30 protein-coding genes are annotated in these 25,362 nt (G+C 61.2%); 13 read left to right on the forward strand and 17 right to left on the reverse strand.

Translation table 11 applies throughout. The annotated features are described in order from the left end of the window. From aroQ to aat, 4 genes are read left to right on the forward strand one after another with little or no spacing between them, the layout of a single operon-like run. Window positions 1–438, forward strand: a complete 438-nt coding sequence (gene aroQ, locus ASE04_RS18420) for a type II 3-dehydroquinate dehydratase (protein ID WP_056820057.1) — start codon at window positions 1–3, stop codon at window positions 436–438. A 22-nt stretch (window positions 439–460) separates the two neighbouring features. Next, complete coding sequence (gene accB / locus ASE04_RS18425; RefSeq protein WP_056820060.1) at window positions 461–931, forward strand: acetyl-CoA carboxylase biotin carboxyl carrier protein; 471 nt, start codon at window positions 461–463, stop codon at window positions 929–931. 10 nt (window positions 932–941) lie between these two features. Beyond that, window positions 942–2,288: an acetyl-CoA carboxylase biotin carboxylase subunit gene (gene accC, locus ASE04_RS18430; RefSeq protein WP_056820063.1), complete on the forward strand. Its 1,347-nt coding sequence runs from the start codon at window positions 942–944 to the stop codon at window positions 2,286–2,288. 6 nt (window positions 2,289–2,294) lie between these two features. Continuing rightward, the gene (gene aat, locus ASE04_RS18435) at window positions 2,295–2,909 is read left to right on the forward strand and encodes a leucyl/phenylalanyl-tRNA--protein transferase (RefSeq protein ID WP_056820066.1); all 615 of its coding nucleotides are present in this window, start codon (window positions 2,295–2,297) and stop codon (window positions 2,907–2,909) included. Window positions 2,910–2,912: 3 nt separating this feature from the next. On the opposite strand, the gene ASE04_RS18440 is transcribed toward aat, so the two are convergent. The 5 genes from ASE04_RS18440 to gatB form a co-directional block, all read right to left on the reverse strand. Beyond that, a complete protein-coding gene (locus ASE04_RS18440; protein WP_056820069.1) occupies window positions 2,913–3,338 on the reverse strand; it encodes a DUF2155 domain-containing protein in 426 nt (141 codons plus the stop codon). 105 nt (window positions 3,339–3,443) lie between these two features. After that, window positions 3,444–3,842, reverse strand: coding sequence for an NADH:ubiquinone oxidoreductase subunit NDUFA12 (locus ASE04_RS18445; RefSeq protein ID WP_056820071.1), 399 nt, complete (start codon window positions 3,840–3,842; stop codon window positions 3,444–3,446). Between the two features lie 104 nt (window positions 3,843–3,946). After that, window positions 3,947–4,408: a GNAT family N-acetyltransferase gene (locus ASE04_RS18450; protein WP_056820074.1), complete on the reverse strand. Its 462-nt coding sequence runs from the start codon at window positions 4,406–4,408 to the stop codon at window positions 3,947–3,949. Between the two features lie 14 nt (window positions 4,409–4,422). Then, window positions 4,423–4,926 carry a GNAT family N-acetyltransferase gene (locus ASE04_RS18455; RefSeq protein WP_056820077.1) on the reverse strand — a complete coding sequence of 168 codons (504 nt, stop codon included), beginning with the start codon at window positions 4,924–4,926 and terminating at the stop codon, window positions 4,423–4,425. A gap of 4 nt (window positions 4,927–4,930) precedes the next feature. Continuing rightward, the gene (gene gatB / locus ASE04_RS18460; protein ID WP_056820080.1) at window positions 4,931–6,433 is read right to left on the reverse strand and encodes an Asp-tRNA(Asn)/Glu-tRNA(Gln) amidotransferase subunit GatB; all 1,503 of its coding nucleotides are present in this window, start codon (window positions 6,431–6,433) and stop codon (window positions 4,931–4,933) included. A 137-nt stretch (window positions 6,434–6,570) separates the two neighbouring features. Between gatB and ASE04_RS18465 the strand changes: the two genes are divergently transcribed. After that, window positions 6,571–6,885: a DUF1294 domain-containing protein gene (locus ASE04_RS18465; RefSeq protein WP_443216884.1), complete on the forward strand. Its 315-nt coding sequence runs from the start codon at window positions 6,571–6,573 to the stop codon at window positions 6,883–6,885. On the opposite strand, the gene ASE04_RS18470 is transcribed toward ASE04_RS18465, so the two are convergent. Continuing rightward, window positions 6,886–7,383 (reverse strand): GNAT family N-acetyltransferase, encoded by a 498-nt coding sequence (locus ASE04_RS18470; RefSeq protein WP_056820086.1) that lies wholly within the window; start codon window positions 7,381–7,383, stop codon window positions 6,886–6,888. Between the two features lie 292 nt (window positions 7,384–7,675). On the opposite strand from ASE04_RS18470, the gene ASE04_RS18475 reads away from it, so the two are divergent. Continuing rightward, a complete protein-coding gene (locus ASE04_RS18475) occupies window positions 7,676–7,933 on the forward strand; it encodes a YjhX family toxin (RefSeq protein ID WP_056820089.1) in 258 nt (85 codons plus the stop codon). A gap of 44 nt (window positions 7,934–7,977) precedes the next feature. On the opposite strand, the gene ASE04_RS18480 is transcribed toward ASE04_RS18475, so the two are convergent. The 5 genes from ASE04_RS18480 to ASE04_RS18500 form a co-directional block, all read right to left on the reverse strand. Continuing rightward, on the reverse strand, window positions 7,978–8,253 hold the full coding sequence (locus ASE04_RS18480; protein ID WP_056820091.1) for a hypothetical protein: 276 nt from the start codon (window positions 8,251–8,253) through the stop codon (window positions 7,978–7,980). 24 nt (window positions 8,254–8,277) lie between these two features. Beyond that, complete coding sequence (locus ASE04_RS18485; protein ID WP_056820095.1) at window positions 8,278–8,742, reverse strand: GNAT family N-acetyltransferase; 465 nt, start codon at window positions 8,740–8,742, stop codon at window positions 8,278–8,280. Between the two features lie 20 nt (window positions 8,743–8,762). Next, window positions 8,763–10,244, reverse strand: coding sequence for an Asp-tRNA(Asn)/Glu-tRNA(Gln) amidotransferase subunit GatA (gatA, locus tag ASE04_RS18490; protein WP_056820099.1), 1,482 nt, complete (start codon window positions 10,242–10,244; stop codon window positions 8,763–8,765). 54 nt (window positions 10,245–10,298) lie between these two features. Continuing rightward, window positions 10,299–10,586, reverse strand: coding sequence for an Asp-tRNA(Asn)/Glu-tRNA(Gln) amidotransferase subunit GatC (gene gatC / locus ASE04_RS18495; protein WP_056820102.1), 288 nt, complete (start codon window positions 10,584–10,586; stop codon window positions 10,299–10,301). Between the two features lie 123 nt (window positions 10,587–10,709). Beyond that, entirely contained in the window at window positions 10,710–11,414 is a 705-nt protein-coding gene (locus ASE04_RS18500) for a metal-dependent hydrolase (RefSeq protein ID WP_056820105.1), read from the reverse strand. 116 nt (window positions 11,415–11,530) lie between these two features. Here ASE04_RS18500 and ruvX point away from each other — a divergent pair, with 116 nt between their 5' ends. Further along, complete coding sequence (ruvX, locus tag ASE04_RS18505; protein WP_056820109.1) at window positions 11,531–12,025, forward strand: Holliday junction resolvase RuvX; 495 nt, start codon at window positions 11,531–11,533, stop codon at window positions 12,023–12,025. Here ruvX and ASE04_RS18510 read toward each other — a convergent pair. The 5 genes from ASE04_RS18510 to ASE04_RS18530 form a co-directional block, all read right to left on the reverse strand. Then, window positions 11,962–12,294, reverse strand: coding sequence for a DUF6105 family protein (locus tag ASE04_RS18510; RefSeq protein ID WP_056820113.1), 333 nt, complete (start codon window positions 12,292–12,294; stop codon window positions 11,962–11,964). The two genes, ruvX and ASE04_RS18510, sit on opposite strands and share 64 nt — an antisense overlap. Then, window positions 12,291–12,464, reverse strand: a complete 174-nt coding sequence (locus tag ASE04_RS31235) for a hypothetical protein (protein ID WP_056820115.1) — start codon at window positions 12,462–12,464, stop codon at window positions 12,291–12,293. Before ASE04_RS31235 ends, ASE04_RS18510 begins: the two co-directional genes overlap by 4 nt. A gap of 123 nt (window positions 12,465–12,587) precedes the next feature. Then, entirely contained in the window at window positions 12,588–13,250 is a 663-nt protein-coding gene (locus tag ASE04_RS18520; protein WP_056820118.1) for a TetR/AcrR family transcriptional regulator, read from the reverse strand. Between the two features lie 152 nt (window positions 13,251–13,402). Next, window positions 13,403–14,020: a GNAT family N-acetyltransferase gene (locus ASE04_RS18525; protein WP_056820120.1), complete on the reverse strand. Its 618-nt coding sequence runs from the start codon at window positions 14,018–14,020 to the stop codon at window positions 13,403–13,405. Continuing rightward, window positions 14,020–15,669, reverse strand: a complete 1,650-nt coding sequence (locus tag ASE04_RS18530) for an acyl-CoA dehydrogenase family protein (protein WP_056820122.1) — start codon at window positions 15,667–15,669, stop codon at window positions 14,020–14,022. The genes ASE04_RS18525 and ASE04_RS18530 overlap by 1 nt, the downstream gene beginning before the upstream one ends. A 181-nt stretch (window positions 15,670–15,850) precedes the next feature. On the opposite strand from ASE04_RS18530, the gene ASE04_RS18535 reads away from it, so the two are divergent. From ASE04_RS18535 to dprA, 4 genes are read left to right on the forward strand one after another with little or no spacing between them, the layout of a single operon-like run. Next, a complete protein-coding gene (locus tag ASE04_RS18535) occupies window positions 15,851–16,807 on the forward strand; it encodes an aspartate carbamoyltransferase catalytic subunit (protein WP_056820125.1) in 957 nt (318 codons plus the stop codon). Then, window positions 16,804–18,093, forward strand: a complete 1,290-nt coding sequence (locus ASE04_RS18540) for a dihydroorotase (RefSeq protein ID WP_056820128.1) — start codon at window positions 16,804–16,806, stop codon at window positions 18,091–18,093. The genes ASE04_RS18535 and ASE04_RS18540 overlap by 4 nt, the downstream gene beginning before the upstream one ends. A gap of 19 nt (window positions 18,094–18,112) precedes the next feature. Further along, entirely contained in the window at window positions 18,113–18,733 is a 621-nt protein-coding gene (gene plsY, locus ASE04_RS18545; RefSeq protein WP_056820131.1) for a glycerol-3-phosphate 1-O-acyltransferase PlsY, read from the forward strand. A 1-nt stretch (window position 18,734) separates the two neighbouring features. Next, entirely contained in the window at window positions 18,735–19,883 is a 1,149-nt protein-coding gene (gene dprA / locus ASE04_RS18550) for a DNA-processing protein DprA (protein ID WP_056820133.1), read from the forward strand. A gap of 4 nt (window positions 19,884–19,887) precedes the next feature. Here the strand turns inward: dprA and ASE04_RS18555 are convergent, their stop codons facing one another. Continuing rightward, window positions 19,888–20,067, reverse strand: coding sequence for a hypothetical protein (locus ASE04_RS18555; RefSeq protein ID WP_056820136.1), 180 nt, complete (start codon window positions 20,065–20,067; stop codon window positions 19,888–19,890). A 255-nt stretch (window positions 20,068–20,322) separates the two neighbouring features. Between ASE04_RS18555 and topA the strand changes: the two genes are divergently transcribed. After that, window positions 20,323–22,977, forward strand: coding sequence for a type I DNA topoisomerase (gene topA, locus ASE04_RS18560; protein WP_056820139.1), 2,655 nt, complete (start codon window positions 20,323–20,325; stop codon window positions 22,975–22,977). Further along, window positions 22,974–25,346: a ribonuclease R gene (rnr, locus tag ASE04_RS18565; RefSeq protein WP_056820142.1), complete on the forward strand. Its 2,373-nt coding sequence runs from the start codon at window positions 22,974–22,976 to the stop codon at window positions 25,344–25,346. Before topA ends, rnr begins: the two co-directional genes overlap by 4 nt. The last annotated feature ends 16 nt before the right edge of the window (window positions 25,347–25,362 follow it).

Below are 25,362 nucleotides of genomic sequence, written 5' to 3' on the forward strand. Positions count from 1 at the left end.
ATGACGCAAACGATATTCGTCCTGAACGGGCCTAACCTGAACATGCTCGGCAAAAGAGAGCCCGGCATCTATGGTGGCAAGTCGCTTCAGGATATCGAGGCAGACTGCAAGGCGGCAGGGCGAGAGCTCGGTTTCGACATCGACTTTCGCCAGAGCAACCACGAAGGTACGCTCATCGACTGGTTTCACGAAGCGAACGACAAGGCGGTTGGCGTTGCGATCAATGCCGGTGCCTACACGCATACGTCGGTCGCGCTTCACGATGCAATTCGGGCTATTTCCATTCCGGTGATAGAGCTCCATATTTCCAACGTCCACGCGCGGGAAGAATTCCGCCACAAGTCGATGATTGCGCCAGCAGTGAAAGGCGTCATCTGCGGCTTCGGGCCTTACAGCTATATTCTGGCGCTGCAGGCGCTGAAGAATCTTACGGCATAAAAAGAAGACAGGGCAAACACTCATGGCTGAGAAGAAAAACGGTATCGACCAGGCGCTGATCCGCGATCTCGCGAACATCCTCAACGACACGGACCTCACGGAAATCGAAGTCGAACAGGAAGATATGCGCATCCGCGTTTCGCGCGCCGGCAACACCCAGTACATTCAGGCTCCGATGGCCGCACCTGCATTCGCAGCGGCTCCGGCCGTGGCTGCCCCGGCAGCTGCAGCAGCCCCGGCGGCGGCTGTCCGCAACCCTGCCAACACCGTCAGCGCTCCGATGGTCGGCACGGTCTACATGGCTCCGGCTCCCGGCGCACGCGCCTTCATCGAGCTCGGCGCTACCGTGAAGGAAGGCCAGACGCTGCTCATCATCGAAGCGATGAAGACCATGAACCAGATCCCTTCGCCGAAATCCGGCAAGGTTACCGAAATCCTCGTCGAGGACGGAAGCCCCGTCGAATACGGCCAAGTCCTCGTCGTCATCGAATAAGGCGGGCGTCATGGTCTCGAAAATCCTCATTGCCAATCGCGGGGAAATCGCGCTTCGCGTGCTGCGTGCATGCAAGGAGCTCGGCATTCCCTGTGTCGTGGTTCACTCGACCGCCGACGCCGACGCCATGCATGTGCGCCTCGCCGACGAGAGCGTTTGCATCGGTCCTCCGCCTTCGCGCGACAGTTATCTGAACATCCACCAGATCGTCGCCGCCTGCGAAATCACCGGCGCCGACGCTGTGCATCCGGGCTACGGCTTTCTCTCCGAGAACGCCAAGTTCGCGGAAATCCTCGAAGCGCACGGCATCACGTTCATCGGCCCGACGGCGGAGCATATCCGCCTCATGGGCGACAAGATCACCGCCAAGACGACCGCCCAGGAACTCGGCATCCCCGTCGTTCCGGGTTCGGATGGCGAAGTGAAGACCGAGGAAGAAGCACTGCAGACTGCCGCCGAAATCGGCTATCCGGTGCTGATCAAGGCAACTGCCGGCGGCGGCGGTCGCGGCATGAAGGTCGCAAAGTCCGCAGATGACGTGATCGAAGCCTGGTCGACGGCCCGTACCGAAGCGGCTGCCGCCTTCGGCAACGAAGCCGTTTACATGGAAAAGTATCTCGGCAAGCCGCGCCATATCGAAATCCAGGTCTTCGGCGATGGCGAAGGCAATGCGATCCATCTCGGCGAACGCGACTGCTCGTTGCAGCGCCGCCACCAGAAGGTCTGGGAAGAAGCGAACTCCCCTGCTCTCAACGTCGAACAGCGCATGCGGATCGGCCAGGTTTGCGCCGACGCCATGAAGAAGCTGAAATATCGCGGCGCCGGCACGATCGAGTTCCTGTACGAAAACGGCGAGTTCTATTTCATCGAAATGAACACCCGTCTACAGGTCGAACACCCGATCACCGAAGCGATCACCGGCATCGACCTCGTGCACGAGCAGATCCGCGTCGCCTCCGGCGGCGGGCTTTCCGTGCAGCAGGATGAGATCAACTTCCACGGTCACGCGATCGAGTGCCGTATCAACGCCGAGGACGCGCGCACCTTCGTACCCTCGCCCGGCACGATCACGCACTTCCATGCGCCGGGTGGTCTTGGCGTTCGCATCGATTCGGGCGTCTATCAGGGCTACAAGATCCCGCCTTACTACGACAGCCTGATCGGTAAGCTGATCGTGCATGGACGCACCCGCGTGGAATGCATGATGCGTCTTCGCCGCGCGCTTGACGAGTTCGTGGTCGACGGCATCAAGACGACGCTGCCGCTGTTCCAGGATCTGGTGGACAATCAGGACATCGCCAACGGCGACTACGACATCCACTGGCTGGAAAACTATCTGGCCAACAAACCGGCGTAACAGAGAATGGCAGGGTCGCGCAGGAAGTCTCCAGGCATAACACCGGAAATCCTCCTGCGCGCCTACTCCATCGGTCTCTTTCCGATGGCCGAATCGGCCGACGACCCGGAAATATTCTGGGTCGAGCCCGATCTTCGCGGCGTGTTGCCGCTTGACGATTTCCACATTTCCAAAAGCCTCGCCAAGACGATCCGACGCAAGCCGTTCGATATTCGTTTCAACTACGATTTCGAGGCGGTTATCGCGGCCTGCGCGGCAGAGACAGGCGACCGGCCGAGCACCTGGATCAACCAGACCATCAGGACGCTCTATTCGACGCTGCATCGGATCGGCCACGCCCATACCGTCGAGGCCTGGGACGGCGACCAGCTTGTCGGCGGTTTATACGGCGTGTCGCTGGGTTCGGCATTCTTCGGCGAGAGCATGTTCTCGCGGCGCACGGATGCTTCTAAAATCTGTCTCGTTCATCTCGTGGAACGGCTGCGCGCCAAGGGCTTTACGCTGCTCGATACGCAATTCACGACCGAGCACCTGAAGACGTTCGGAGCGATCGACGTTCCGAAGGATGAGTACGCGCACATACTCGCCGCGGCGATGGAATCGCCGAACCTTGAATTCTGAGATTTACTTGGCGGCCTTGTCGGGCGCGGGAACGTCGGAGTTCTGCTTGCAGTCCTTCAGCCACACGTCATAGATCGGATGCTCGACGGCGTTGAGGCCGGGGCTATCGGCAAACATCCAGCCCGTGAAGATGCGGCGGATCTTGCGATCGAGCGTGATCTCGTCGACTTCCACAAAACCATCGATCTTCTGCGCTTCGGCCTGGTCACGCGAATAGCAAGCCTTCGGCGTTACCTGCAGCGCGCCGAACTGTACGGTCTCGTTGACGTACACATCGAAGGTCGTGATGCGGCCGGTGATCTTGTCGAGACCGGAAAAAACGGCAACGGAGTTCTCGATGCGGGTAGCGGAGGCAACCTGTGGCAGAAGGCCGAGCGCCAGTGAGAGCCCGGCGGCACGCAGGATCTGGTTCCGCGTGAAAAGCTTCATATCTGCCCGTCTCCACAGCATCTTAAAAATCGAAGGCCGCAATCGCTGCGGCCATTCTGCGGGGTAATGGTCAATTGTGGCCAAAAGCGGGGCCAGTGGCCCTGCTTAGTTGCCAGGCGTCCAGGCGTCGTAGTCGCCGGTGACGCGCGGGCGTTCGCCAGGAACGACCAGCGAGCCCGGAGGGCGATAAGCCTGCGGCGAGCCTGTCAGGTTTGCGCGGTGTGGCTTCTGCCACTCCTTGGCGACGTAGTTTTCCTGCGTCGGAGGAACGTTGGTCCGGTGATGCATCCAGCCATGCCAGCCGGGCGGAATTGCCGAAGCGTCGGCATAGCCCTTGTAGATCACCCAACGCCGCGGAAGGCCGTAGGACGACATGCCGCCTTCGTAGTAAACGTTACCCAATTCGTCTTCACCGACGCGCTTGCCGAAACGCCAGGTCGCGAAACGCGTACCGATCGTCTGACCGTTCCACCAGGTGAAGATTTGCACGAGTAGATTCTTCATGTCTTTTCCTTGAGCTTGCCGAATGGCGAGCGGGACCAGAATTCGATCCCTCGCTTATGCCGCCAGCAGGAGGCGTTGTCCAGTGATTCCAAAGCAACACAGGCTCATTTCAGGGCCATCTTGAAGCCGAGATGCGATTGCTTGAAGCCCAGTCGTTCGTAGAAACGGTGCGCATCCTTGCGGCCGGCATTCGAGGTCAATTGGACGAGACGCAGACCGCTGCTTTTTGCTTCCGCGATGGCGAATTCGATCATCCGGGCACCGATACCCTGCCCGCGCATGTCGCCGCGTGTCTGCACGGCCTCGATAATCATCGACGATGAGCCGCGACCGACTAGCGCCGTCACGATCATCGTCTGGAACGTGCCGACAACCTGGCCTTCGCGTTCAGCAACATAGAGCGTCTGGTCCCGCGACGTCGCAATTCGCTCGAAGGCCCTCAGGTACTCACCGAAGACCTCGGGGGCCGTGGTGTCGCCATGGCCGCCAAGTTCGTCGGCGGCAAAGATGGCAACGAGCGCGGCGACGTCGGCGCTGCGCGCCTCGCGAATGGTGATCTCGTTCATGAGGGAGTTGTGACCTAGTGCTGTTCGAGAGTTTTTTCGAGGATCAGCGTCGGTATGCCGGATTGCCCGGGACCGTCGTTTTCATTGCGCCCGACATCCTCGAAGCCGTGAGCATGATAGAAGGCGATTGCGGTCGTGTTCCGCGGCTCGACCTCGAGACGCATGATCTCGGCGTCCGGAAAGCAGGTTTCCAGCTCGGCGAAGATCTCGCGCCCGATGCCCTGGCGATGCAGCGGCGGCCGGACATAGAGCAGATGGAGCATGACCGTCTTGGTCATTTCATCCGACATGGCGGCATAACCGATGCCGCCGATGTCTTTTCCGTTGTCCGCAACCAGGAACTCGGCGTTTTTCTTCGCGAGCCTTGTCTGAAGCGCCGTCGGCGAAAACAGGTGCTCGATCAGCTCGCTCACCTTCGTTTCACCGTAGAGGCCGGCGTAAGTCGCGCGGAACCCTTCATCCAGCAGGGTACGGATCTTGCCGAGATCACGCTCGCTGGCGGTGCGCACGAAATACACGACCTTACACCTCGATGCCGAGTTTCGCTTTCACGAGAGCCTGGACAGCTTGCGGGTTCGCCTTGCCGCCCGTTGCCTTCATCACCTGACCGACGAACCAGCCAGCGAGTGTCGGCTTGGCCTGAACCTTTGCGACCTGATCCGGGTTGGCGGCGATGATTTCGTCGACAGCCTTCTCGATCGCGCCGGTATCGGTGACCTGCTTCATGCCGCGAGATTCGACGATCTCGGCAGGATCGCCGCCCTCGGTCAGCACGATTTCGAACAGGTCCTTTGCGATCTTTCCGGAGATAGTCTCCGCCTTGATCAGGTCAATGATCGCACCGAGCTGGGCCGGCGAAACCGGCGTTTCCTCGATGCTCTTGCCGATCCGGTTCAGGGCGCCGAGCAGGTCGTTGATGACCCAGTTGGCGGCTGCCTTGCCGTCGCGGCCTTCGGCAACGGCTTCGAAATAATCGGCAATCGCCTTTTCCGAAACCAGAACGGAAGCGTCGTAGATCGACAGGCCGACTTCGCGCACGAAGCGCTCCTTCTTGTCGTCTGGCAGCTCCGGCAGATCGGCTTCCAGCGCCTTGACGAAAGCATCGTCGAACTCAAGCGGCAGGAGATCCGGATCCGGGAAGTAGCGGTAGTCGTGAGCATCTTCCTTGGAACGCATCGAACGCGTCTCGCCCTTGTTCGGGTCGAAGAGACGGGTCTCCTGCTCGATCGTGCCGCCATCTTCCAGAACGCCGATCTGGCGTCGGGCTTCGTATTCGATCGCCTGGCCGATGAAGCGGATGGAGTTGACGTTCTTGATCTCGCAACGCGTGCCGAATTCCGTGCCCGGACGACGGACGGAGACGTTGACGTCGGCGCGCATGGAGCCTTCGTCCATGTTGCCGTCGCATGTGCCGAGGTAGCGCACGATCGCGCGCAGCTTCGTCATGTAAGCCTTGGCTTCGTCCGAGGAACGCATGTCGGGCTTGGAGACGATCTCCATCAGCGCGACGCCCGAACGGTTGAGGTCGACATAGGACATCGTGGCGTGCTGATCGTGCAGCGACTTGCCGGCGTCCTGCTCCAGATGCAGTCGCTCGATGCCGATCTCGATGTCCTCGAACTGGCCCTGACGATCCGGACCGAGCGAGATGATGATCTTGCCTTCGCCGACGATCGGATCCTTGAACTGCGAGATCTGATAGCCCTGCGGCAGGTCGGGATAGAAGTAGTTCTTGCGGTCGAAGAGCGAGCGCTTGTTGATCTGCGCCTTGAGACCAAGGCCGGTGCGGACGGCCTGCCTGACGCATTCCTCGTTGATGACAGGCAGCATGCCGGGCATGGCCGCATCGACGAGCGAGACGTTGGAATTCTGCGGCTTGCCGAATTCGGTCGCGGCGCCCGAGAACAGCTTCGAATTCGACAGCACCTGCGCATGGACTTCCATGCCGATGATGACTTCCCAATCGCCAGTGGCGCCGGGAATGAAGCGTTTCGGATCAGGCGTGCGAACGTCGACAAGGGTCATGGAAATGCTCTTTTGAGGCTATCTTATTCAACAGGTGAGGTAACGGAAATGGCTTGCCGGTGCAAGGCTTTCGGCTGTGCGTCGCAGCAAGCCGGCCGGTTTGGTGCATGTTAACGCATCGACATTAGCCTGAGCCGATCATGGCAACACATATTCTGACAATCCTTGCACTCTTCATGGGACTGAACGCCCTCGCCTTCCTGGTCTATTTTCTGGACAAGCAGGCCGCGCGCAGCCGTCGGAGGCGGATCAGCGAGAGGACGCTGCTGACGCTGGCACTGATCGGAGGCAGCCTCGGCGCCGTTTGCGCGCAAAGACTGCTACGCCACAAGACGCAGAAGGAACCGTTTCGGACGCTGCTGAAGGCAATCCTCGTGTTTCATGCCACCGCTGTCATTGTTCTCTCGGCTGCGGCCGGATACATTTTTCTGGAGCTGCCGCTGCTAGACTGATCAGTATGTTCCGTCGTCAACGGAAACCAGCGATTTTGACAGGCCCACGGATGGCACATCCCGATCGAGCTTGGGGTTGTAGGCGATCGACAGCCAGTGAATCGCGTATCCGCGTTTCTGGAAGAAGCTGATCGCCTCGGTGTTTCCGGAGTGGGTCTGCATCGCCGCCGTATCGAAGCCGTGCCCGACGATTTCTTTTTCAAGTTCCTGCAGAAGCGCTGTTCCGAGGCCATGGCCGATGAAAGACGGATCGATCCAGAAATCCGAAATCTTCTCGTCGAGCGTTTCGCGCGCAGCCCAGCCCGCCGCATGCCCGTTCCACTCGATGACCGTAACGGTGATCCAGCTGTTCGAAACGAAATTGAAGAAAGCACTGCGTGCCGCATCGAGCATGGCATCCGCTTCGCCGATCGACATCATCGCCTTCTGCCAGGCCCTTACACCGATCTCGCTCAAAAGCTCCGCTTCATCGTCACGAGCATTGCGAATATGGATCAACGACACCTCCGTGCTGAGATCGAATTAAACCACCGAATCGTCGCGTTATCAAAGCCTTACGTTCGCGGCGCGAATTTCTTGTTGAGAATCGCTCGACGGTTGCAAAACTTGACCTCGCTCCCTGCTGACGGTATCAAGGCGCCATGTTGAACTCATACTCTGAGACCCGGTAGAGGCCCTGCCCGCAGGTTTTCCTGCGCGCGGGCCTGAAAAAAACGAAGCCCTGACGTCCAATCGGACGCCAGATCGTTTTTATGCGCCCACTCGGCGCTAATACCGGATCACCATATCCATGGACATTTCACGCACGGAGCAGCGTATCCTGCACCTATTGGCCCAGGGCGGCCGCATTGAAATCGAACGCAACGACAACCGGAAAATCGAAGCGGTGAAGTGCTTCACCCGCGACGGCTGGGCTTACCCCGGCTTCGGTATCGAGCTGTTTCGCAAGTTGAAGCAGAAGCGGGCGATCAAATCCTCGGGCGGCAAGCCTTACCGCATCACAGAACGAGGTTTGGTTCTCGTGAGGGCAGAACAGGATAACAGGTAGCCTTTCGACATCCAGCCGCGCGTCACCTCGGCGCGCGGCCTCGTTCACCGAAGAGCGGCAAGCTCCGCCCTCATCACCGACCATTCCTCGGCCATCGTGCCGGTCCCGCGGCGCTTGCCGGCTCGGCGGTACCAGTAGTCGGCGTTCCAATCGTCGCCTTCGATGCGGTGGCAGATCGCATGCCCCCAGTCGAAGGGCGCCTCGCCTTCATGCGCCTGGCAAATCTCGTGCACCGCCTGCCACTCGGCACCCATCACGAACCCCACCGCCGCAAGGCGATCGAGCGCTTCGATCATGTCAGTGAGATCCTGTTTGGACATAAGCCTCCTCCCGAGACTGCGGCCTTAGCCGAAATGCTTCTCCAGATGCACCTGCTCAAGCGAAATTCCGAGCTCTTGATCGAACGTCTGACCTCGCCGGACGATCGAGAAGCCGGCTCGCTCGTAGAGCCGAATAGCGCGCGTATTGGTCGCTCGGGTGTCGATTTTTGCAGCCCTGAAGCCGTCGGCGGCAATGCGTTCGATGAAATAACTAACAAGGGCGAAGCCAATGCCACCGCCCTGGTGAGCGGGATCTATCCAGATATCAGAGATACAATCTGGCTCGTATTCTCGCGCGCCCCACCCGACGATCCGGCCTTCAAGTTCAGCGACGGCGACATCGCCTTTAGCCGTAGCGGCATAATCAAGGAACGCCACGCGGGCACGTTCGACGACGTGATCCTGGCTGAAGGCAGCCTCTTCGGTGCTGCCGGATTTCCATGCCGCAAAACCGACTTCGCCGACCATGGGATGGTCGGCGACGGTCATTTTTCGGATTTTAAGTTCGCTTACCACCACTTGGCGGGGGTGAACTTGCCCGCCGCCTGTTCGATCACGTGCGCCGTCTTGAACAGGGTCTCTTCGTCGAAAGGCTTGCCGATCAGCTGCAGGCCGAGCGGGAGACCCTTGTGGTCGAGGCCGGCGGGAACGGCAATGCCGGGCAGTCCGGCCATGTTCACTGTCACGGTGAAGATGTCGTTCAGGTACATCTTGACCGGATCCGATGCGAGATTCTCGTCAGCGACACCAAAGGCTGACGACGGGGTCGCGGGTGTCAGGATCGCATCGACACCGGCGTTGAAGGCCAGTTCGAAGTCGCGCTTGATCAGCGTGCGAACCTTCTGGGCCTTGATGTAGTATGCGTCGTAGTAACCGGCGGACAGAACGTAGGTGCCGATCATGATGCGGCGCTTGACTTCCTTGCCGAAGCCGGCGGCGCGCGTCCTTTCGTACATGTCGACGATGTCCTTGCCATCGACACGCAAGCCGTAACGGACGCCGTCATAGCGGGCAAGGTTGGACGAGGCTTCCGCCGGAGCGACGATATAGTAGGCCGGGAGGGCGTACTTCGTGTGCGGCAACGAGATGTTGACGATCTCGGCGCCGGCGTCCTTCAGCCAGGCAATGCCCTGCTGCCAGAGCGTTTCGATTTCTTCGGGCATGCCATCGACGCGGTATTCATTCGGGATGCCGATCTTCATGCCCTTCAGCGACTGGCCGAGTGCGGCTTCATAGTCGGGAACCGGCAGGTCGACGGAGGTCGTGTCCTTGGAATCGACCGAGGCCATCGACTTCAGCAGGATTGCGGCATCGCGCACATCGCGGGCAATCGGGCCAGCCTGATCGAGGGAAGATGCGAAGGCTACCGTACCCCAGCGCGAGCAACGGCCGTAGGTCGGCTTGATGCCGACGGTGCCGGTGAAGGCTGCCGGCTGGCGGATCGAGCCGCCGGTATCGGTTGCGGTAGCGCCGGCGCAGAGGTGGGCCGCAACGGCAGCCGCCGAACCGCCGGACGAGCCGCCGGGTACCAGCTGCTGGTTGGAGCCAGCCGAACGCCAGGGATTGATCACCGCGCCGTAGTAGGAGGTCTCGTTGGAAGAGCCCATGGCGAACTCGTCCATGTTGAGCTTGCCGAGCATGACGGCGCCATCGTCCCACAGGTTCTGCGTGACCGTCGACTCGTAGTGCGGCTTGAAACCATCGAGGATGTGGCTGCAGGCCTGAGTATGAATGCCTTCGGTGGCGAACAGGTCCTTGATGCCGAGCGGGATGCCTTCGAGCTCACCGCCCTTCCCGCCTGCGAGACGCGCGTCGGAGGCTTCCGCCATCTGCAGCGCCTTTTCGGGCGTCACCTTGATGTAGGCGTTGAGCTTTTCGTTGGCCGTTTCGATCGCCGAAATATAGGCTTCGGTGAGTTCGGTCGCTTTGATTTCCTTGGCGCGCAGCTTCTTGCGGGCTTCGGCAATGGTCAGGCTGGTGAGTTCGCTCATGGTAATTCGCTTCAAATCTGGAATGGCAACGGAGGTCGGAAAACGGCGAAGGCCTTATTCGACGACTTTGGGTACCAGGAAGAAATTCTGATCGGTAACGGGCGCGTTCGAAACGATGTCGGCGGCCTTGTTGCCGTCGGTCACGTTATCGGTGCGCTTCTTCATCTCCATCGGCGTGACCGATGTCATTGCCTCGACGCCTTCGACATCGACTTCGGAGAGCTGCTCGACGAAGCCGAGGATACCATTCAGCTCACCCACCATGCGATTTGCCTCTTCTTCGGTGACGGCAATACGGGCAAGGCGCGCTACGCGCTTAACGGTGGCAAAGTCGACGGACATGGTATTCTCCGGATAGGATTTTCCTACCCGCTATAAAGGCCATGCCCGCTGTGCGCAACGGGCATGGCCTTTCGATTGCGTAGAATTCCGCCACCGAAATCGGAGCGGTTTCGCAGAGGCGACCTAGAAGGAAAGGCTTTCGCCCGGCTTAGGCGTCTTGATGGTCGTCTTCGATCCATCCATGCCGGAAACGAACTTCTCCGGCGTCTGATCGATGATCGGGAAGGTGCCGTAGTGGCAGGGTATGGCGGTCTTGAAGTTGAAGTAGCGCTGGCAGGCCAGTGCAGCTACAGCGCCGCCCATCGTGAAGCGGTCGCCGACCGGCACCAATCCGATGTCAGGCTGATGCAGTTCGTTGATCAGCGCCATGTCCGAGAAGATATCGGTGTCGCCCATGGCGAGGATGGAGGCTTCCTCATCGAAATGCAGCATCAGGCCGTTGGCATTGCCGAGCGCGTGGGAAACGCCATCCTCGGTGATCTGCGCGGAGGAGTGCAGCGCATTGGTGAAGGTTGCCGAGAAGCCGTCGAACGAAACCGTGCCACCGGTGTTGCCCATTTCGAGCTTCGAGAGGCCCTTCGAACCTAGCCACGAGGCAAGATCGGCGTTGGCGAGAACGACCGCGCCCGTCTCCTTGGCGAGTGCGACGGTATCGCCGACATGATCGCCGTGGCCGTGCGTCAGAAGGATGTGGGTAACGCCGCTGACGGCATCCTTCAGGTTCTGCCCTGAAAACGAGGAATTGTGCGTCAGGAAGGGGTCCAGCAGGATTTTCGCCTTTCCGACCTCGATGCGGAAAGCGGAGTGACCAAGCCACGTGATCTTCATGAAATTCTCCTTTTATTATGGATGCAAAAGCCTGCTTTGCTCGCTATGCACATATCCGATGCGGCCGCAAAGAAAAGCGGCGCTGCTTCAATTTCTTTTGACGGGATGAAACGACGATGACAGTGCTGACGATCGAAGAGCTGGCGACGGTATTGCAACCGGGACAGGCGATCGCGGGCCTCGATCTCGGCACCAAGACGATCGGGCTCTCAATGTCCGATCTCGGCCGGCGCTTTTCGACGCCGCGGCCCGTCCTCAGGCGCGAGAAGTTCACGATCGATGCGACGACGCTGCTGGAGTTTGCGGCAAAGGAAAAGGTGGCGGCCTTCGTGATCGGCTTGCCCATCAATATGGATGGATCAGCGGGACCGCGCGTTCAGGCAACGCGTGCCTTCGTGCGCAACATGGAGCAGAAGACCGACCTGCCCTTCGTCTATTGGGACGAGCGGCTTTCGACCGTCGCCGCCGAGCGTGCGTTGCTGGAAATGGACGTCTCGCGGAAGCAGCGTGCCGAGCGGATCGACTCGGCCGCGGCAAGCTTCATCCTTCAGGGAGCGCTGGACAGGCTTTCCTTGCTCGCCAGAACGGCGGCCGACGACCGCGACGCCTGACGCGCACGCCACCACGCGGCAATCGCCTTGCGCCGGCGGAACCCGATGATCGCGAAAACGACAAGGCTGTCGACGGCGATCGCGCGGGCGACCAGCGGCGGAATGGTCTCCGGCGGAATGCCGAGCACCTTGCCATAGATCTGGAAGGTCAGGTCATGAACCTGCCTGCTCAGCATGAAGATGCCGAAACTCATGTCGTAATAGGAGAGCCAGTACCATCCCGCCAGGAAGACGATCGGACCGGCCCAAAAGATCAGAAACCACTTCATGCGGCCGTCTCTCGTTCTCTGCGAATGGATAGTCCCTCGTGGGAAACCACCCATATCGACAACGCCATCGTACCCAGAACCAGCGCCGGCACAGCGATATCCAGCGCAAGCACAGCGAAAAACATCATCGCGGCAACAAGAAACGCGGCTCTTGCGATTTTGGTTCCCATGGTTCCAGACACCCAACATATTGGACTGCCCAGCAACCTGACGTCTTACCCGGCAAGGCGCAACGTAAACCATTCGTTAAGGTTAACGCGCCTCTGAGTGCCTGTGGAAAGATCGTCCCCGCCTCAGCCGTAAACGCCGCGCACGATGCGCTTCAGGGCGGTCGCGGCCTTCTCCCAATCCTTCGACGTTTTCAACGCCAGTCCGGCACACTGGCCGCCGGCGGACGCGGACAGAACGAGATGCTGGATGGCCGCGATCAGAATCGCATTGACGGCGACAACGTCGAGCCCCTTCGGCGGCGTCAGCGATCCCCGCATCCGATCGAGCCAGTTTGCCAACGCTTTCGACCGCGCCTCCGAAAGCCGCCTCACTTGCTCGGTGTTTTCCGAAACTTCCCAGGCAACGATCCGGCGAACAAGCGGATCCTCCCGCAACGCCTCGAGGAAAAGCAGCGACAGCCGTTCCATCAGGTCGCCGTAAGTCAGAAGGAACATGCCGCCCGTGTCCTCGGGGATGCGATCCTTGACCCAATTGCCGAGATCCGCGCCGATCGCCTCGACCAGACCGTTCAATCCGCCGTAATAGCGGTAGATCAGCTGCTTGTCGCAGCCGGCGCGGCGTGCCACAGCGTTGATGCCGAAGTTCTGGAACCCTTCTTCCGCCAACAGCGCCTTGGCTGCGTTCAGGATCGCTTTTTCCGTAGCGCCGCGGTCGCGGATGCGCTTCTCGGGTTCGACACGGGTTGCGTCGGAAACGGGCGCAAGTACCATTGGGTCGTTCAGCATGAGGGATTCGGTCCAGTTGTCACTTTCCGGTGAGTAACAACGGCGCACATGCGCGGCAACGGATCATCCTTGAAAGATTGTGGACAGTTCGCCGAGGACGGCAACAATTTCAAAGCTGTCACCGGGCGGCGACATTCTGCTGCCACAGGACCCTAGAGTCGCTGGCCGAACCACACCGTACGGTCGGAGGCCTCGACCAGAGGCGGGCCCTGTCGGCTGAAGCCGCGGGAACTCCAGAACCGCAGCGCACCGTGATTACCGGCGTTGGCGCCGAGATGGACTGCTTTCGCGCCGGCCTTTCGGGCAGTCGTGAACCACATGTCCAGAAGCCTGGTGCCCATCCCCTGCCCCTGCAAACGCGGCAGCAGGTTCATATGGATATGGGCGGGAAAGGCTTCGACAAGCCCGGCAGGTGCGTGGGACGGATGATGAATCGCGGCAATACGCTTCTGGTCCGCATCCCAGCTCTCGGGATCGCCCTGCGGATCGGTATAGGTGTCGCGAAGTGCCGGCCACCAGTCGCGCTCGAGCTGCTCGTCGAAGGCAACCGTATCGAATACACCGACGATGTATCCGGCGACGCCTTCGGCGTCCTCCGCCACGAAGGCGGTTTCGGGGCTCAGCATCACATAAGGTGCGGAATAGATGTGCCCGATCAACTTGCCGTCGCGATGCAATCCGGTCGCATCGCTGCCGGCATCGCCCGTCACCAGCGAGATTCGATAGATCTGTTCAAGATCGTCGGCGCGGACGGGACGCAGCACGGTCATCAGCTTGCCGGCGGATAGAGAAGATCGACGATGTAGCTGGCGTCGAAGCGCGAATCCAGCATGCCGTAAGTCGAGCGCCAGCCGCCCGCAAGGCGGGTTTCGATGAAGGCATCGGCGATCCGCCCTGCCCCCAGGCGATAAAGTTCGGCGGCACCGGCGGCGAGCGCCAGCTGTTCGACCAGCAGGCGTGCCGCACCCTCGTCCCGCTCGCAAAGCGCCATGGCGGCGCGCAGCACATCGATGGTCTTCTTGCCGGCCGGTCCGAGATCACGTGCGAGCCCGGCAAATACCGTCTCGAACAGATCCTTGCCGCGGTTCAGGATGCGCAGCACGTCGAGTGCCATGACATTGCCCGAGCCTTCCCAGATCGCGTTGACAGGTGCTTCGCGATAGTGACGAGCGATCGGGCGCTCCTCGATGTAGCCACTGCCGCCGATGCATTCCATCGCCTCGTAGATCAGCGCCGGTGCGATCTTGCAGCACCAGTATTTGGCAACCGGCGTCATCACACGGGCATAGGCTGCCTCTTCGGCACTGCCGCGCGCCCGGTCGAAGGCATCGGCAAGCCGGAAGGACAATGCCGTCGCGGCTGCCACATCGAGCGCCATATCGGCCAGCACCCGCGTCATGATCGGCTGGCTGACCAGCATCTTGCCGAAAACGCCACGCCCACGGGTATGATGCACGGCTTCGGCCAGCGAAGCGCGCATGATGCCCGAGGAGGCCAGCGCGCAGTCGAGCCGCGTCAATGTCACCATGTCGAGAATTGTGCGGATGCCGCCATCGGGCGTGCCGAGCAGGAAGCCGAAGGTATCGTTGAACTCGACCTCGGCCGATGCGTTGGAGCGATTGCCGACCTTGTCCTTCAGGCGCTGGAAGTGCAGGCCGTTCGCCGACCCGTCTTCGAGAAGGCGTGGAACGAGGAAGCAGCCCATTCCATCCTTCGTCTGCGCCAGCATTACGAACGCGTCGCTCATCGGCGCCGACATGAACCACTTGTGCCCTGACAGGCGGTATATGCCTTCGCTGACCTTCTCGGCTGCCGTCGTGTTGGCGCGGACATCGGTGCCGCCTTGCTTCTCGGTCATGCCCATGCCGATCGTCACCGCGGACTTCTGCATGGCAGGCTTGTTGGTGGAATCGTATTTGCGGGAGAGGATCTTCGGCGCCCAGTCCTTCTGCACGGCCGGCGAAGCCGAAAGTGCGGCGACGGAGGCGCTCGTCATCGTCAGTGGGCAAAGATGGCCGGATTCCAGCTGCGCCGTCAGATAGAAGCGCGCTGCCCTGACCTTGTGCGCCTGGTCCTTCGCCTCGGGGTCCGCCTGCGGATCCCAGACAGAAGAATGCAGCCCCGACGACATCGAACGGCGCATCAGCGCGTGCCAAGCCGGGTGGAACTCGACGACATCCAGCCGCTCGCCGCGCGGACCATGCGTGCGCAGTTGCGGCACGCCCTGATTCGCCATGCGTGCCAGCTCCTGCGCCTCCGGAGAGGTCACGTACCGGCCCATGTTGTCGAGGTCGTCGCGGATGCCGCGCGGCAACGTGCCGGTCAGGTCGACGATCAGCGGATCGGACCTATAGGCATTGATGCCGGACCACAGGCTCGGCTGGTTCAGTTCGGCAAGTTTTTCTTCGGCGGGCGTCATGAGTCGCTTCTAGTGCAAGAGGCAGGCAAAGGGAAACCGGAAGTTATAATTTCCCTCTCCTCTGCAATAGTTGAAAACGAGCAAAATTGCAGGGGGAGACGGGCCTTTGCCCACAGCACAAGCTTGCCGCCGCCCGGCTCACTCTTTATAGACCCCGCAGACGACAGCTAGAGGCAGGTTCATGGTCTTCTTTCCCCACCGCCACCTCATCGGTATCAAAGGGCTCACAGAGCAGGATATCACCTTTCTCCTCGACAAGGCCGACGAGGCCGTCAAGATCAGCCGGCAGAGAGAAAAGAAGACGTCGACCCTTCGCGGCCTGACCCAGATCAATCTCTTTTTCGAGGCATCGACGCGCACGCAGGCCTCCTTCGAGCTCGCCGGCAAACGCCTCGGCGCCGACGTGATGAACATGTCGGTCGGCAATTCTTCGGTGAAGAAGGGCGAGACCCTGATCGATACGGCGATGACGCTGAACGCGATGCGGCCCGATGTGCTCGTGATCCGCCATTCCAGCGCCGGTGCCGCCGCCCTGCTCGCGCAGAAGGTTTCCTGCTCGGTGGTCAACGCCGGCGACGGTCAGCACGAGCATCCGACGCAGGCGCTGCTCGACGCGCTGACGATCCGCCGCGCCAAGGGCAAGCTGTCGCGGATCATCGTCGCGATCTGCGGTGACGTGCTGCATTCGCGCGTGGCGCGCTCCAACATCCTGCTGCTCAACGCCATGGGCGCGCGGGTTCGCGTCGTGGCGCCCGCGACACTGTTGCCTGCCGGCATCGCCGACATGGGCGTCGAGGTCTTCCATTCCATGAAGGAAGGGCTGAAGGACGCCGATGTGGTGATGATGCTGCGCCTGCAGCGCGAGCGCATGTCCGGCGCCTTCGTGCCTTCGGTGCGCGAATACTATCACTTCTATGGGCTCGACGCGGAGACGCTGAAGGCAGCGAAGGACGATGCGCTCGTCATGCATCCCGGCCCGATGAATCGTGGCGTTGAAATCTCCTCCGAGGTCGCGGACGGGCCGCAGAGCGTGATTGCCGAACAGGTGGAAATGGGGGTCGCCGTGCGCATGGCCGTGATGGAGACGCTGCTGGTCTCGCAGAACCAGGGTCCCCGCACCGAAGGAGCCGGCGCATGAAGAACTCGATCGTCCTCAAGAACGTTCGCATCGTCGATCCCTCGCGCAATCTCGATGAAGTAGGCACGATTGTCGTCAACGATGGCGTGATCGTTGCGGCCGGCGCGGACGCGCAGAACCACGGAGCGCCCGATGGAGCCGAGGTGCGTGATTGCACCGGCCTCGTTGCCACACCTGGCCTGGTGGATGCGCGTGTTCATATCGGCGAACCGGGTGCCGAACATCGCGAAACCATTGCCTCGGCGAGCCGTGCCGCAGCGGCCGGCGGCGTGACGTCGATCATCATGATGCCGGACACCGATCCCGTCATCGACGACATCGCGCTTGTCGAGTTCGTCAAGAAGACGGCGAAGGACAAGGCGCTGGTCAACGTCTATCCGGCGGCGGCGATCACCAAGCATCTCGCCGGTGAGGAAATGACCGAGATCGGCCTGTTGATGGAGGCCGGCGCCGTCGCGTTTACCGACGGCCGCTCGAGCATTCATGACACGCAGGTCCTGCGACGCGTGATGACGTATGCGCGCGAATTCGGCGCGGTGATCTCCTGCGAGACGCGCGACAAATATCTGGGCGCCACCGGCGTCATGCATGAGGGACTGTTTGCGAGCTGGCTCGGTCTCGGCGGCATCCCGAAGGAAGCGGAGCTTATCCCACTCGAACGCGACCTGCGTATCGCCAAGCTGACGCGCGGCAACTATCACGCCGCGATGATCTCAGTTCCGGAATCGGTCGAAGCGATCGAGCTTGCACGCAGCCGCGATGCCCGCGTTACCTGCGGCATCTCGATCAACAATCTTTCGCTGAACGAGAACGACATCGGCGAGTACCGGACCTTCTTCAAGCTCTATCCACCGCTGCGCTCCGAAGACGATCGCGTGGCAATGGTGGATGCGCTGGCGCGCGGTGCGATCGACATCATCGTCTCCTCGCACGATCCGCAGGATGTCGATACGAAACGCCTGCCGTTCGGTGAAGCGGCCGATGGCGCGGTGGGGCTTGAAACGATGCTCGCAGCGGCGCTACGCCTGCATCACAGCGGCCAGGTCAGTCTGATGCGGCTGATCGATGCCATGTCGACGCGGCCGGCGCAGATCTTCGGCCTTGATGCCGGCACGCTGAAGCCGGGCGCGAAGGCAGATATCACGCTGATCGATCTCGACGACCCTTGGCTTGTCTCGAAGGACATGCTTCTTTCCCGCTCGAAGAACACGCCGTTCGAAGACGCGCGCTTCAGCGGACGCGCTGTAGCGACCTACGTCGCCGGACGCTGCGTGCATACAATATAAAAAGACCGCCGGAGGGAACATGGTCTCGGATCTCATGACTTGGCAGATCACGCTGCCGATCGCGCTTGCGGCGGCCGCCATCGGATACCTGCTTGGCTCCATTCCTTTCGGGCTGGTCCTGACAAAGGCGGCAGGGCTTGGCGATGTGCGCAGCATCGGATCCGGCAACATCGGCGCGACCAACGTGCTTAGAACCGGCAACAAGAAGCTTGCGGCCGCAACGCTCCTTCTCGATGCGCTGAAGGCATCGGCCGCAGCCTGGATCGTCGGCTATTTCCTGGGTGACGAGGCGGCCCTGATCGCAGGCTTCTTCGCCTTCATCGGCCACCTCTTCCCGGTCTGGATCGGCTTCAAGGGCGGCAAGGGCGTCGCCACCTACATCGGGACGCTGCTTGGCGTTGCTCCGATCATGGTTCTGGCGTTCGCCGTGGTCTGGTTGGCGGTCGCTTTCACGACCCGTTACTCGTCGCTTTCCGCGCTGGTTGCAATGCTTGTCATTCCGGTTGCATTGTGGATACTAGGCGCCGAGAAGGTTGCAGCTGTCATGGCGATCATGACGGTCATTTCCTACTGGAAGCACAAGGCCAACATCTCCCGCCTGATAAGCGGGACGGAAAGCAAGATCGGGGCGAAGGGATAGAATGGACGCTCACAGCGCAAGGCCAAAGGGAATTGCGCTGACGGAACGCCAACGCATCGCGTGGCTGCGTCTTATCCGCTCCGACAATGTCGGGCCGGCAACCTTTCGCGACCTCATCAATCACTTCGGATCGGCGGAGACGGCGCTTGCCGCCCTGCCCGAACTCTCGGCACGCGGCGGGGCGACGCGCTCCATCCGCATAGCGACCGAGAGCGAAGCCCATCGCGAGCTTGAGACCGCCGAGCGCTTCGGCGCGCGGTTCGTCGGCATCGGAGAGCCGGAATACCCGCAGACGCTCCGGCATATCGACGGGGCCCCGCCTCTCCTTGCGGCCAAGGGAAATCTTTCGGCTGCGATTCGGCCGGGTGTCGGTATCGTCGGTTCGCGGAACGCTTCGATCAGCGGCGCGAAATTCGCCGCGATGGTTGCGCGTCATTGCGGACAATCAGGCTATACCGTCCTGTCGGGACTTGCCCGCGGCATCGACACCGCGGCGCATCGCGCCAGCCTGGAAACCGGTACGATCGCTGCGATGGCCGGCGGCCTGGACAAGCCCTATCCGCCGGAAAACGCGGCCCTACTGGAAGAAATCTGGAACGGCAACGGGCTGGCGATCAGCGAGATGCCGTTCGGATGGGAGCCGCGAGCCCGGGATTTTCCGCGACGAAACAGGCTGATTGCCGGCGCCTCCCTCGGCGTGGTCGTCGTCGAGGCGGCAACCCGGTCCGGTTCATTGATCACCGCGCGCCTTGCCGGGGAGTTCGGGCGACTGGTCTTCGCGGTGCCGGGTTCGCCGCTGGACCCGCGAAGCCAAGGGACCAATGAGCTCCTGAAGGATGGCGCCCTCATCGTCACGACGCCGCATGACGTCGTTCAAGCCCTCGCTCCCCTATCGCAGTACGATCTGTTTTCTCCTCCGCTCGCGGAGGAGCCTGAACAGGAGTCGCGCTTCTCGTTGCTGCCCCCTGATGATTCCGACCGCGCGCGGATTGTCGATGCGCTCGGTCCGACGCCAACCGAGATCGACGATATCATTCGCCATACGGAGCTGACGGCCTCTGCAGTCTATCTTGTATTGCTGGAGCTTGATCTTGCCGGACGGCTGCACCGGCATGCCGGTGGGCTCGTTTCCCTTGCAATGGACCCGTGAATTCCTACATGCGGGCGTGGAGATCACCAGCCTCGACGTATGCCATCTCGATCAGATAGCAAAGCATGTCGGCCTTTTCCTTTTCCGCTACCTTGCGCAACTCAGCCAGCATCTGGCGGATGAAAGCGATGTTCTCGCGGGAGCCGGATCTGTTAGCATCTCTTTTTGCGTAATTAGCCGCCATGGCCAGACTCATTCCCGGATTGAGAAGGCTGTCATAGGCAGCCCGAACCACACGCAAAAAACGATAACGCAACAATCAGAAATTGCAACACGCGATATATCTTCTTTTGGTTGTATCGCGTTGTAATAGGTAAAAATGCATGCAAACCACTTGACCGGAACGATTTACCTGTCCATGTCGAAGGACCGGCAAGCATAACGCGGCAGGCTTTTCAATCAGCCAAGAAGCCGAGCGGCACTTTTTTAGAGAATCATCATGAATGTTGTAGTGGTGGAATCGCCTTCGAAGGCAAAGACGATCAACAAGTATCTGGGACCCGGATATAAGGTGCTCGCCTCCTTCGGACACGTGCGCGATCTGCCTGCCAAGGACGGATCGGTTTTGCCCGATCAGGATTTCGAGATGCTTTGGGAGGTCGATGGGGCCTCGGCAAAGCGTATGAAGGACATCGCCGACGCGGTTAAGTCCTCCGACGGCCTCATTCTCGCGACCGACCCGGATCGCGAGGGGGAAGCCATCTCCTGGCACGTCCTTGATATGCTGAACAAAAAGCGCGTCCTGAACGGCAAGTCGGTAAAGCGCGTTGTCTTCAACGCCATTACCAAGAAGGCCGTTCTCGACGCGATGGCGGAGCCACGCGATATCGACGTGCCGCTGGTCGATGCCTACCTGGCACGACGCGCGCTCGATTACCTTGTTGGCTTCAATCTTTCGCCGGTGCTGTGGCGCAAGCTGCCCGGCGCGCGTTCGGCAGGACGCGTGCAGTCGGTGGCGCTTCGCCTCGTCTGCGACCGCGAATCGGAGATCGAACGCTTCATCTCCGAAGAATACTGGAACATTTCGGCACTGCTGAAGACACCGCGCGGCGACGAGTTCGAAGCAAGGCTGGTTGCAGCGAATGGCAAGCGGTTGCAGGCGCGCTCGGTCGGAAACGGCGACGAGGCTTCTTCGCTGAAGGCGCTTCTGGAAGGCGCGTCCTACGTTGTCGACACGGTCGAAGCAAAGCCGGTCAAGCGCAACCCGGGACCACCCTTCACAACCTCCACATTGCAGCAGGCCGCTTCGTCGAAGCTCGGCTTCTCCGCCTCGCGGACGATGCAGGTCGCCCAGAAGCTTTATGAAGGCTTCGACATCGGCGGCGAGACCGTCGGTCTGATCACCTATATGCGTACCGACGGCGTGCAGATGGCGCCGGAAGCAATCGATGCGTCACGGCGTGCGATCGTCGATCAGTTCGGCGATCGATACCTGCCGGAGAAGGCACGCCTCTATTCGACCAAGGCGAAGAATGCCCAGGAAGCGCACGAAGCGATCCGTCCGACCGATTTCTATCGTTCGCCGGACCGCGTCCGCCAGTACCTGGATGCCGACCAGCAGAAGCTCTACGACCTGATCTGGAAGCGCGGCATCGCGAGCCAGATGGCTTCCGCGGAGATCGAGCGCACGACCGCTGAAATTACCGCGGACAACAACGGCCAGAAGGCCGGCCTGCGCGCCGTCGGCTCAGTGATTCGCTTCGACGGTTTCATCGCCGCCTACACCGATCAGAAGGAAGACGGCGAGCAGAGCGACGACAGCGACGAGGATGGCCGTCTGCCGGAGATCAATGCCCGCGAGAACCTCGCGAAGCAGAAGATCAACGCGACGCAGCATTTCACCGAACCGCCGCCGCGCTATTCGGAAGCGTCACTGATCAAGAAGATGGAAGAGCTCGGCATCGGGCGTCCGTCGACCTATGCCGCGACGCTTGCGACGCTGCGCGACCGCGAATACGTGACGATCGACAAGCGCAAGCTCATTCCGCAGGCCAAGGGCCGGCTGGTGACGGCCTTCCTCGAGAGCTTCTTCACCAAGTACGTCGAATATGATTTCACGGCCGACCTCGAAGAAAAGCTCGACCAGATTTCAGCCGGCGAGCTGAACTGGAAGCAGGTGCTGCGCGATTTCTGGACGGACTTCTTTGCCCAGATCGAGGACACCAAGGAACTGCGCGTCACGAACGTTCTCGACTCCCTGAACGATTCCTTGGCACCACTCGTCTTTCCGAAGCGGGAAGATGGCGGCGACCCTCGTATCTGCCAGGTCTGCGGCACCGGCAATCTGTCGCTGAAGCTCGGAAAGTACGGCGCTTTCGTCGGCTGCTCGAACTACCCGGAGTGCAACTATACGCGCCAGCTTTCGTCCGAAGGCGGCTCGGACGCCGAAGGCGTTGCGCTGAATGAGCCAAAGAACCTCGGCACCGATCCGGTGACCGGCGAAGAGCTTACGCTGCGTTCGGGCCGCTTTGGCCCCTACATCCAGCGCGGCGATGGCAAGGAAGCGAAGCGCTCCTCGCTGCCGAAGGGCTGGAAGCCGGAGGATATCGACTACGAGAAGGCGATGGCGCTGATCTCGTTGCCACGCGACATCGGCAAGCACCCGGAAAGCGGGAAGATGATTTCTTCCGGCATCGGCCGCTATGGACCCTTCCTGCTGCACGACGGCGGCTACGCCAACCTCGAAAGCGTCGAAGACGTCTTCTCGATCGGTCTCAACCGCGCTGTTACCGTGATCGCCGACAAGGCGAGCAAGGGACCTGCCGGACGCGGCCGGACTGCCGCGGCAGCCCTGAAGGAGCTCGGCGAGCATCCTGACGGCGGCGCGATCACCGTTCGCGACGGCAAGTATGGTCCCTATGTGAACTGGGGCAAGGTCAACGCGACCCTGCCGAAGGGCAGCGATCCGCAGGCCCTGACCGTCGAGGAAGCGCTGGTGCTGATCGCCGCCAAGGCCGGCAAGGCACCGGCATCGAAGAGCAAGGCAAAGCCGAAGGCGAAAGCCGCCTCGGCTGAAACCAAGGCGAAGACCGCCGCCAAGCCGAAGACGACCAAAGCCAAGGCGCCGGCAAAGACGAAGAAGAGCGAAGAGTGAGCAAAATCCCGCGGGAAAGAACGAAGGGCATGGGCAAGCGTCCCGGCAAGATCGGACGCGCCAGCCAGCAACCCGCAGCCGAACCGCTGAACATCGCCCACGGGGCCCTGCCCTCCCGCGACGTGATTTTGCGATTTATCGCCGACCATCCGCAGAAAGCGTCGAAGCGGGAGCTTGCGAAGGCCTTCGGACTGAAAGGCGAAAGCCGCGTCGAGCTGAAGCACCTCCTGCGCGAACTGGAGCAGGAAGGCATGCTCCAGAAGACGCGCAAGTCGCTGATCAGACCGGGCGCGCTGCCGCCGGTCACCGTGCTCGACATTACGACGCGCGACAAGGATGGCGAACTGATCGGTCGTCCGGCGGAATGGCCTGACGACCAGGGCGTTGCGCCAGCCGTCGCCATCCGCCAGTCAACATCGCCGGCAGGTCGCAACGGCAAGGGCAAGGCCCCTGTTGCCGGCATGGGCGATCGCATCCTGGCGAAAATCTTTCCGGCTGCCGATCGCGGCGGTCCGGCCTACACCGCGCGGATCATCAAGATCTTGGACAAGCGTCGCGGCGCGCTGCTCGGCGTCTTCAAGGACGCACCGGGCGGTGCCGGACGTCTGTTGCCGATCGAGCGGCGTGGCGAGGAAATGGTGATCGACCCCGAGTACAAGGGCGAGGCCAAGGACGGCGATCTTGTCGAAGTCGAGGTCGCCCGTCTCGGCCGCCTCGGCCTGCCACGCGCCAAGGTGTTGTCGATTGTCGGTTCGGTCGCATCCGAAAAGGCGATCTCGATGATCGCCATCCATGCACATGGCATTCCTCACATATTCCCGCCTGCCGTGGTCGCCGAAGCCGACGATGCCAAGCCCGCGACGATGTCACATCGCGAGGATTGGCGCGATGTACCGCTGATCACCATCGATCCGGCTGACGCCAAGGACCATGACGACGCAGTTTATGCCGAGGCGGACCCCTCGCCCGACAATCCGGATGGGGTCATCGTCACCGTCGCTATCGCCGACGTGTCCTATTACGTCCGCCCGAATTCGCCGCTCGATCGCGAAGCGCTGAAGCGGGGCAACTCGGTCTATTTCCCGGACCGGGTCGTACCGATGCTGCCCGAGCGCATCTCGAACGATCTCTGCTCGTTGAGAGAAGGTCAGGATCGGCCGGCGCTTGCCGTTCGCATGATGTTTTCGAAGGAAGGCCGCAAGATCGGCCATACCTTCCACCGCGTGATGATGAAGAGCGCCGCAAAGCTCTCCTATCAGCAGGCGCAGGCGGCGATCGACGGTACGCCAGACGATAAGACGGGACCGCTTCTCGAACCGATCCTGAAGCCGCTCTGGAATGCCTACCGGATCATGACGCTCGGTCGTGGGCGCCGGCAGCCGCTTGAGCTCGACATGCCGGAGCGCAAGATCCTGCTGAAGCCCGACGGCACGGTGGATCGCGTCGTCGTGCCACCGCGCCTCGACGCGCACAAGCTGATCGAAGAAATGATGATCCAGGCCAACGTCTCGGCCGCCGAGACGCTGGAGAAGAAGCGGCAGGTGCTGATCTACCGCATCCATGACGGCCCGACGCTCGCCAAGCAGGAAGTGCTGCGCGAGTTCCTGGCGACGCTTGGCATATCACTTCCCAAGGGCGGCAACATGCGTGCCAACAATTTCAACATGATCCTCGACAAGGCGAACGACACGCCGCATCAGACGATGGTCAACGAGATGGTGCTTCGCTCCCAGAGCCAGGCGATCTACAGTCCGGAGAATATCGGGCATTTCGGCCTGAACCTGATGAAGTACGCTCATTTCACCTCGCCGATCCGCCGTTATGCGGACCTGATCGTGCATCGTGCGCTGGTCGGATCGCTCGGCTTCGGTGAAGGCGGGATCACACCGGACGAAGAAGCCGCACTCGACGATATTGCCGCCGAGATCTCGACCTTCGAGCGCCGCGCCATGGCCGCCGAGCGCGAGACGGTGGATCGCCTGATTGCGCACCACCTTGCCGGCCGCGTCGGCGAGGAATTCGAAGGGCGCATAGGAGGCGTGACGAAATCGGGACTATTTGTCGCCCTGCCGGACTATGGAGCGGATGGCTTCATTCCTATATCTACGCTCGGAACGGACTACTTCATCTATGATGAGGCGCATCAGGCGCTGTCTGGCGAGAAAACCGGCCTCGGATATCGCCTGGGGGATAGCGTTACGGTGAAACTTGCGGAAGCCATTCCGCTCGCCGGTGCACTTCGTTTCGAGATGATCAGTGAAGGGCGACAGATGCCCACAGCTGTACGTTCGTTCCATAAGGCTGGCCGGCGCGACGCAAGCCGCGCGCGCAAGCAGGCCGGAACAAGGCCGCCAAGAGGGCGGCGATAGGCGCGTAGGGACGCCG

The sequence above is a fragment of the Rhizobium sp. Root708 genome, from assembly GCF_001429725.1.
Lineage (GTDB): Bacteria > Pseudomonadota > Alphaproteobacteria > Rhizobiales > Rhizobiaceae > Rhizobium.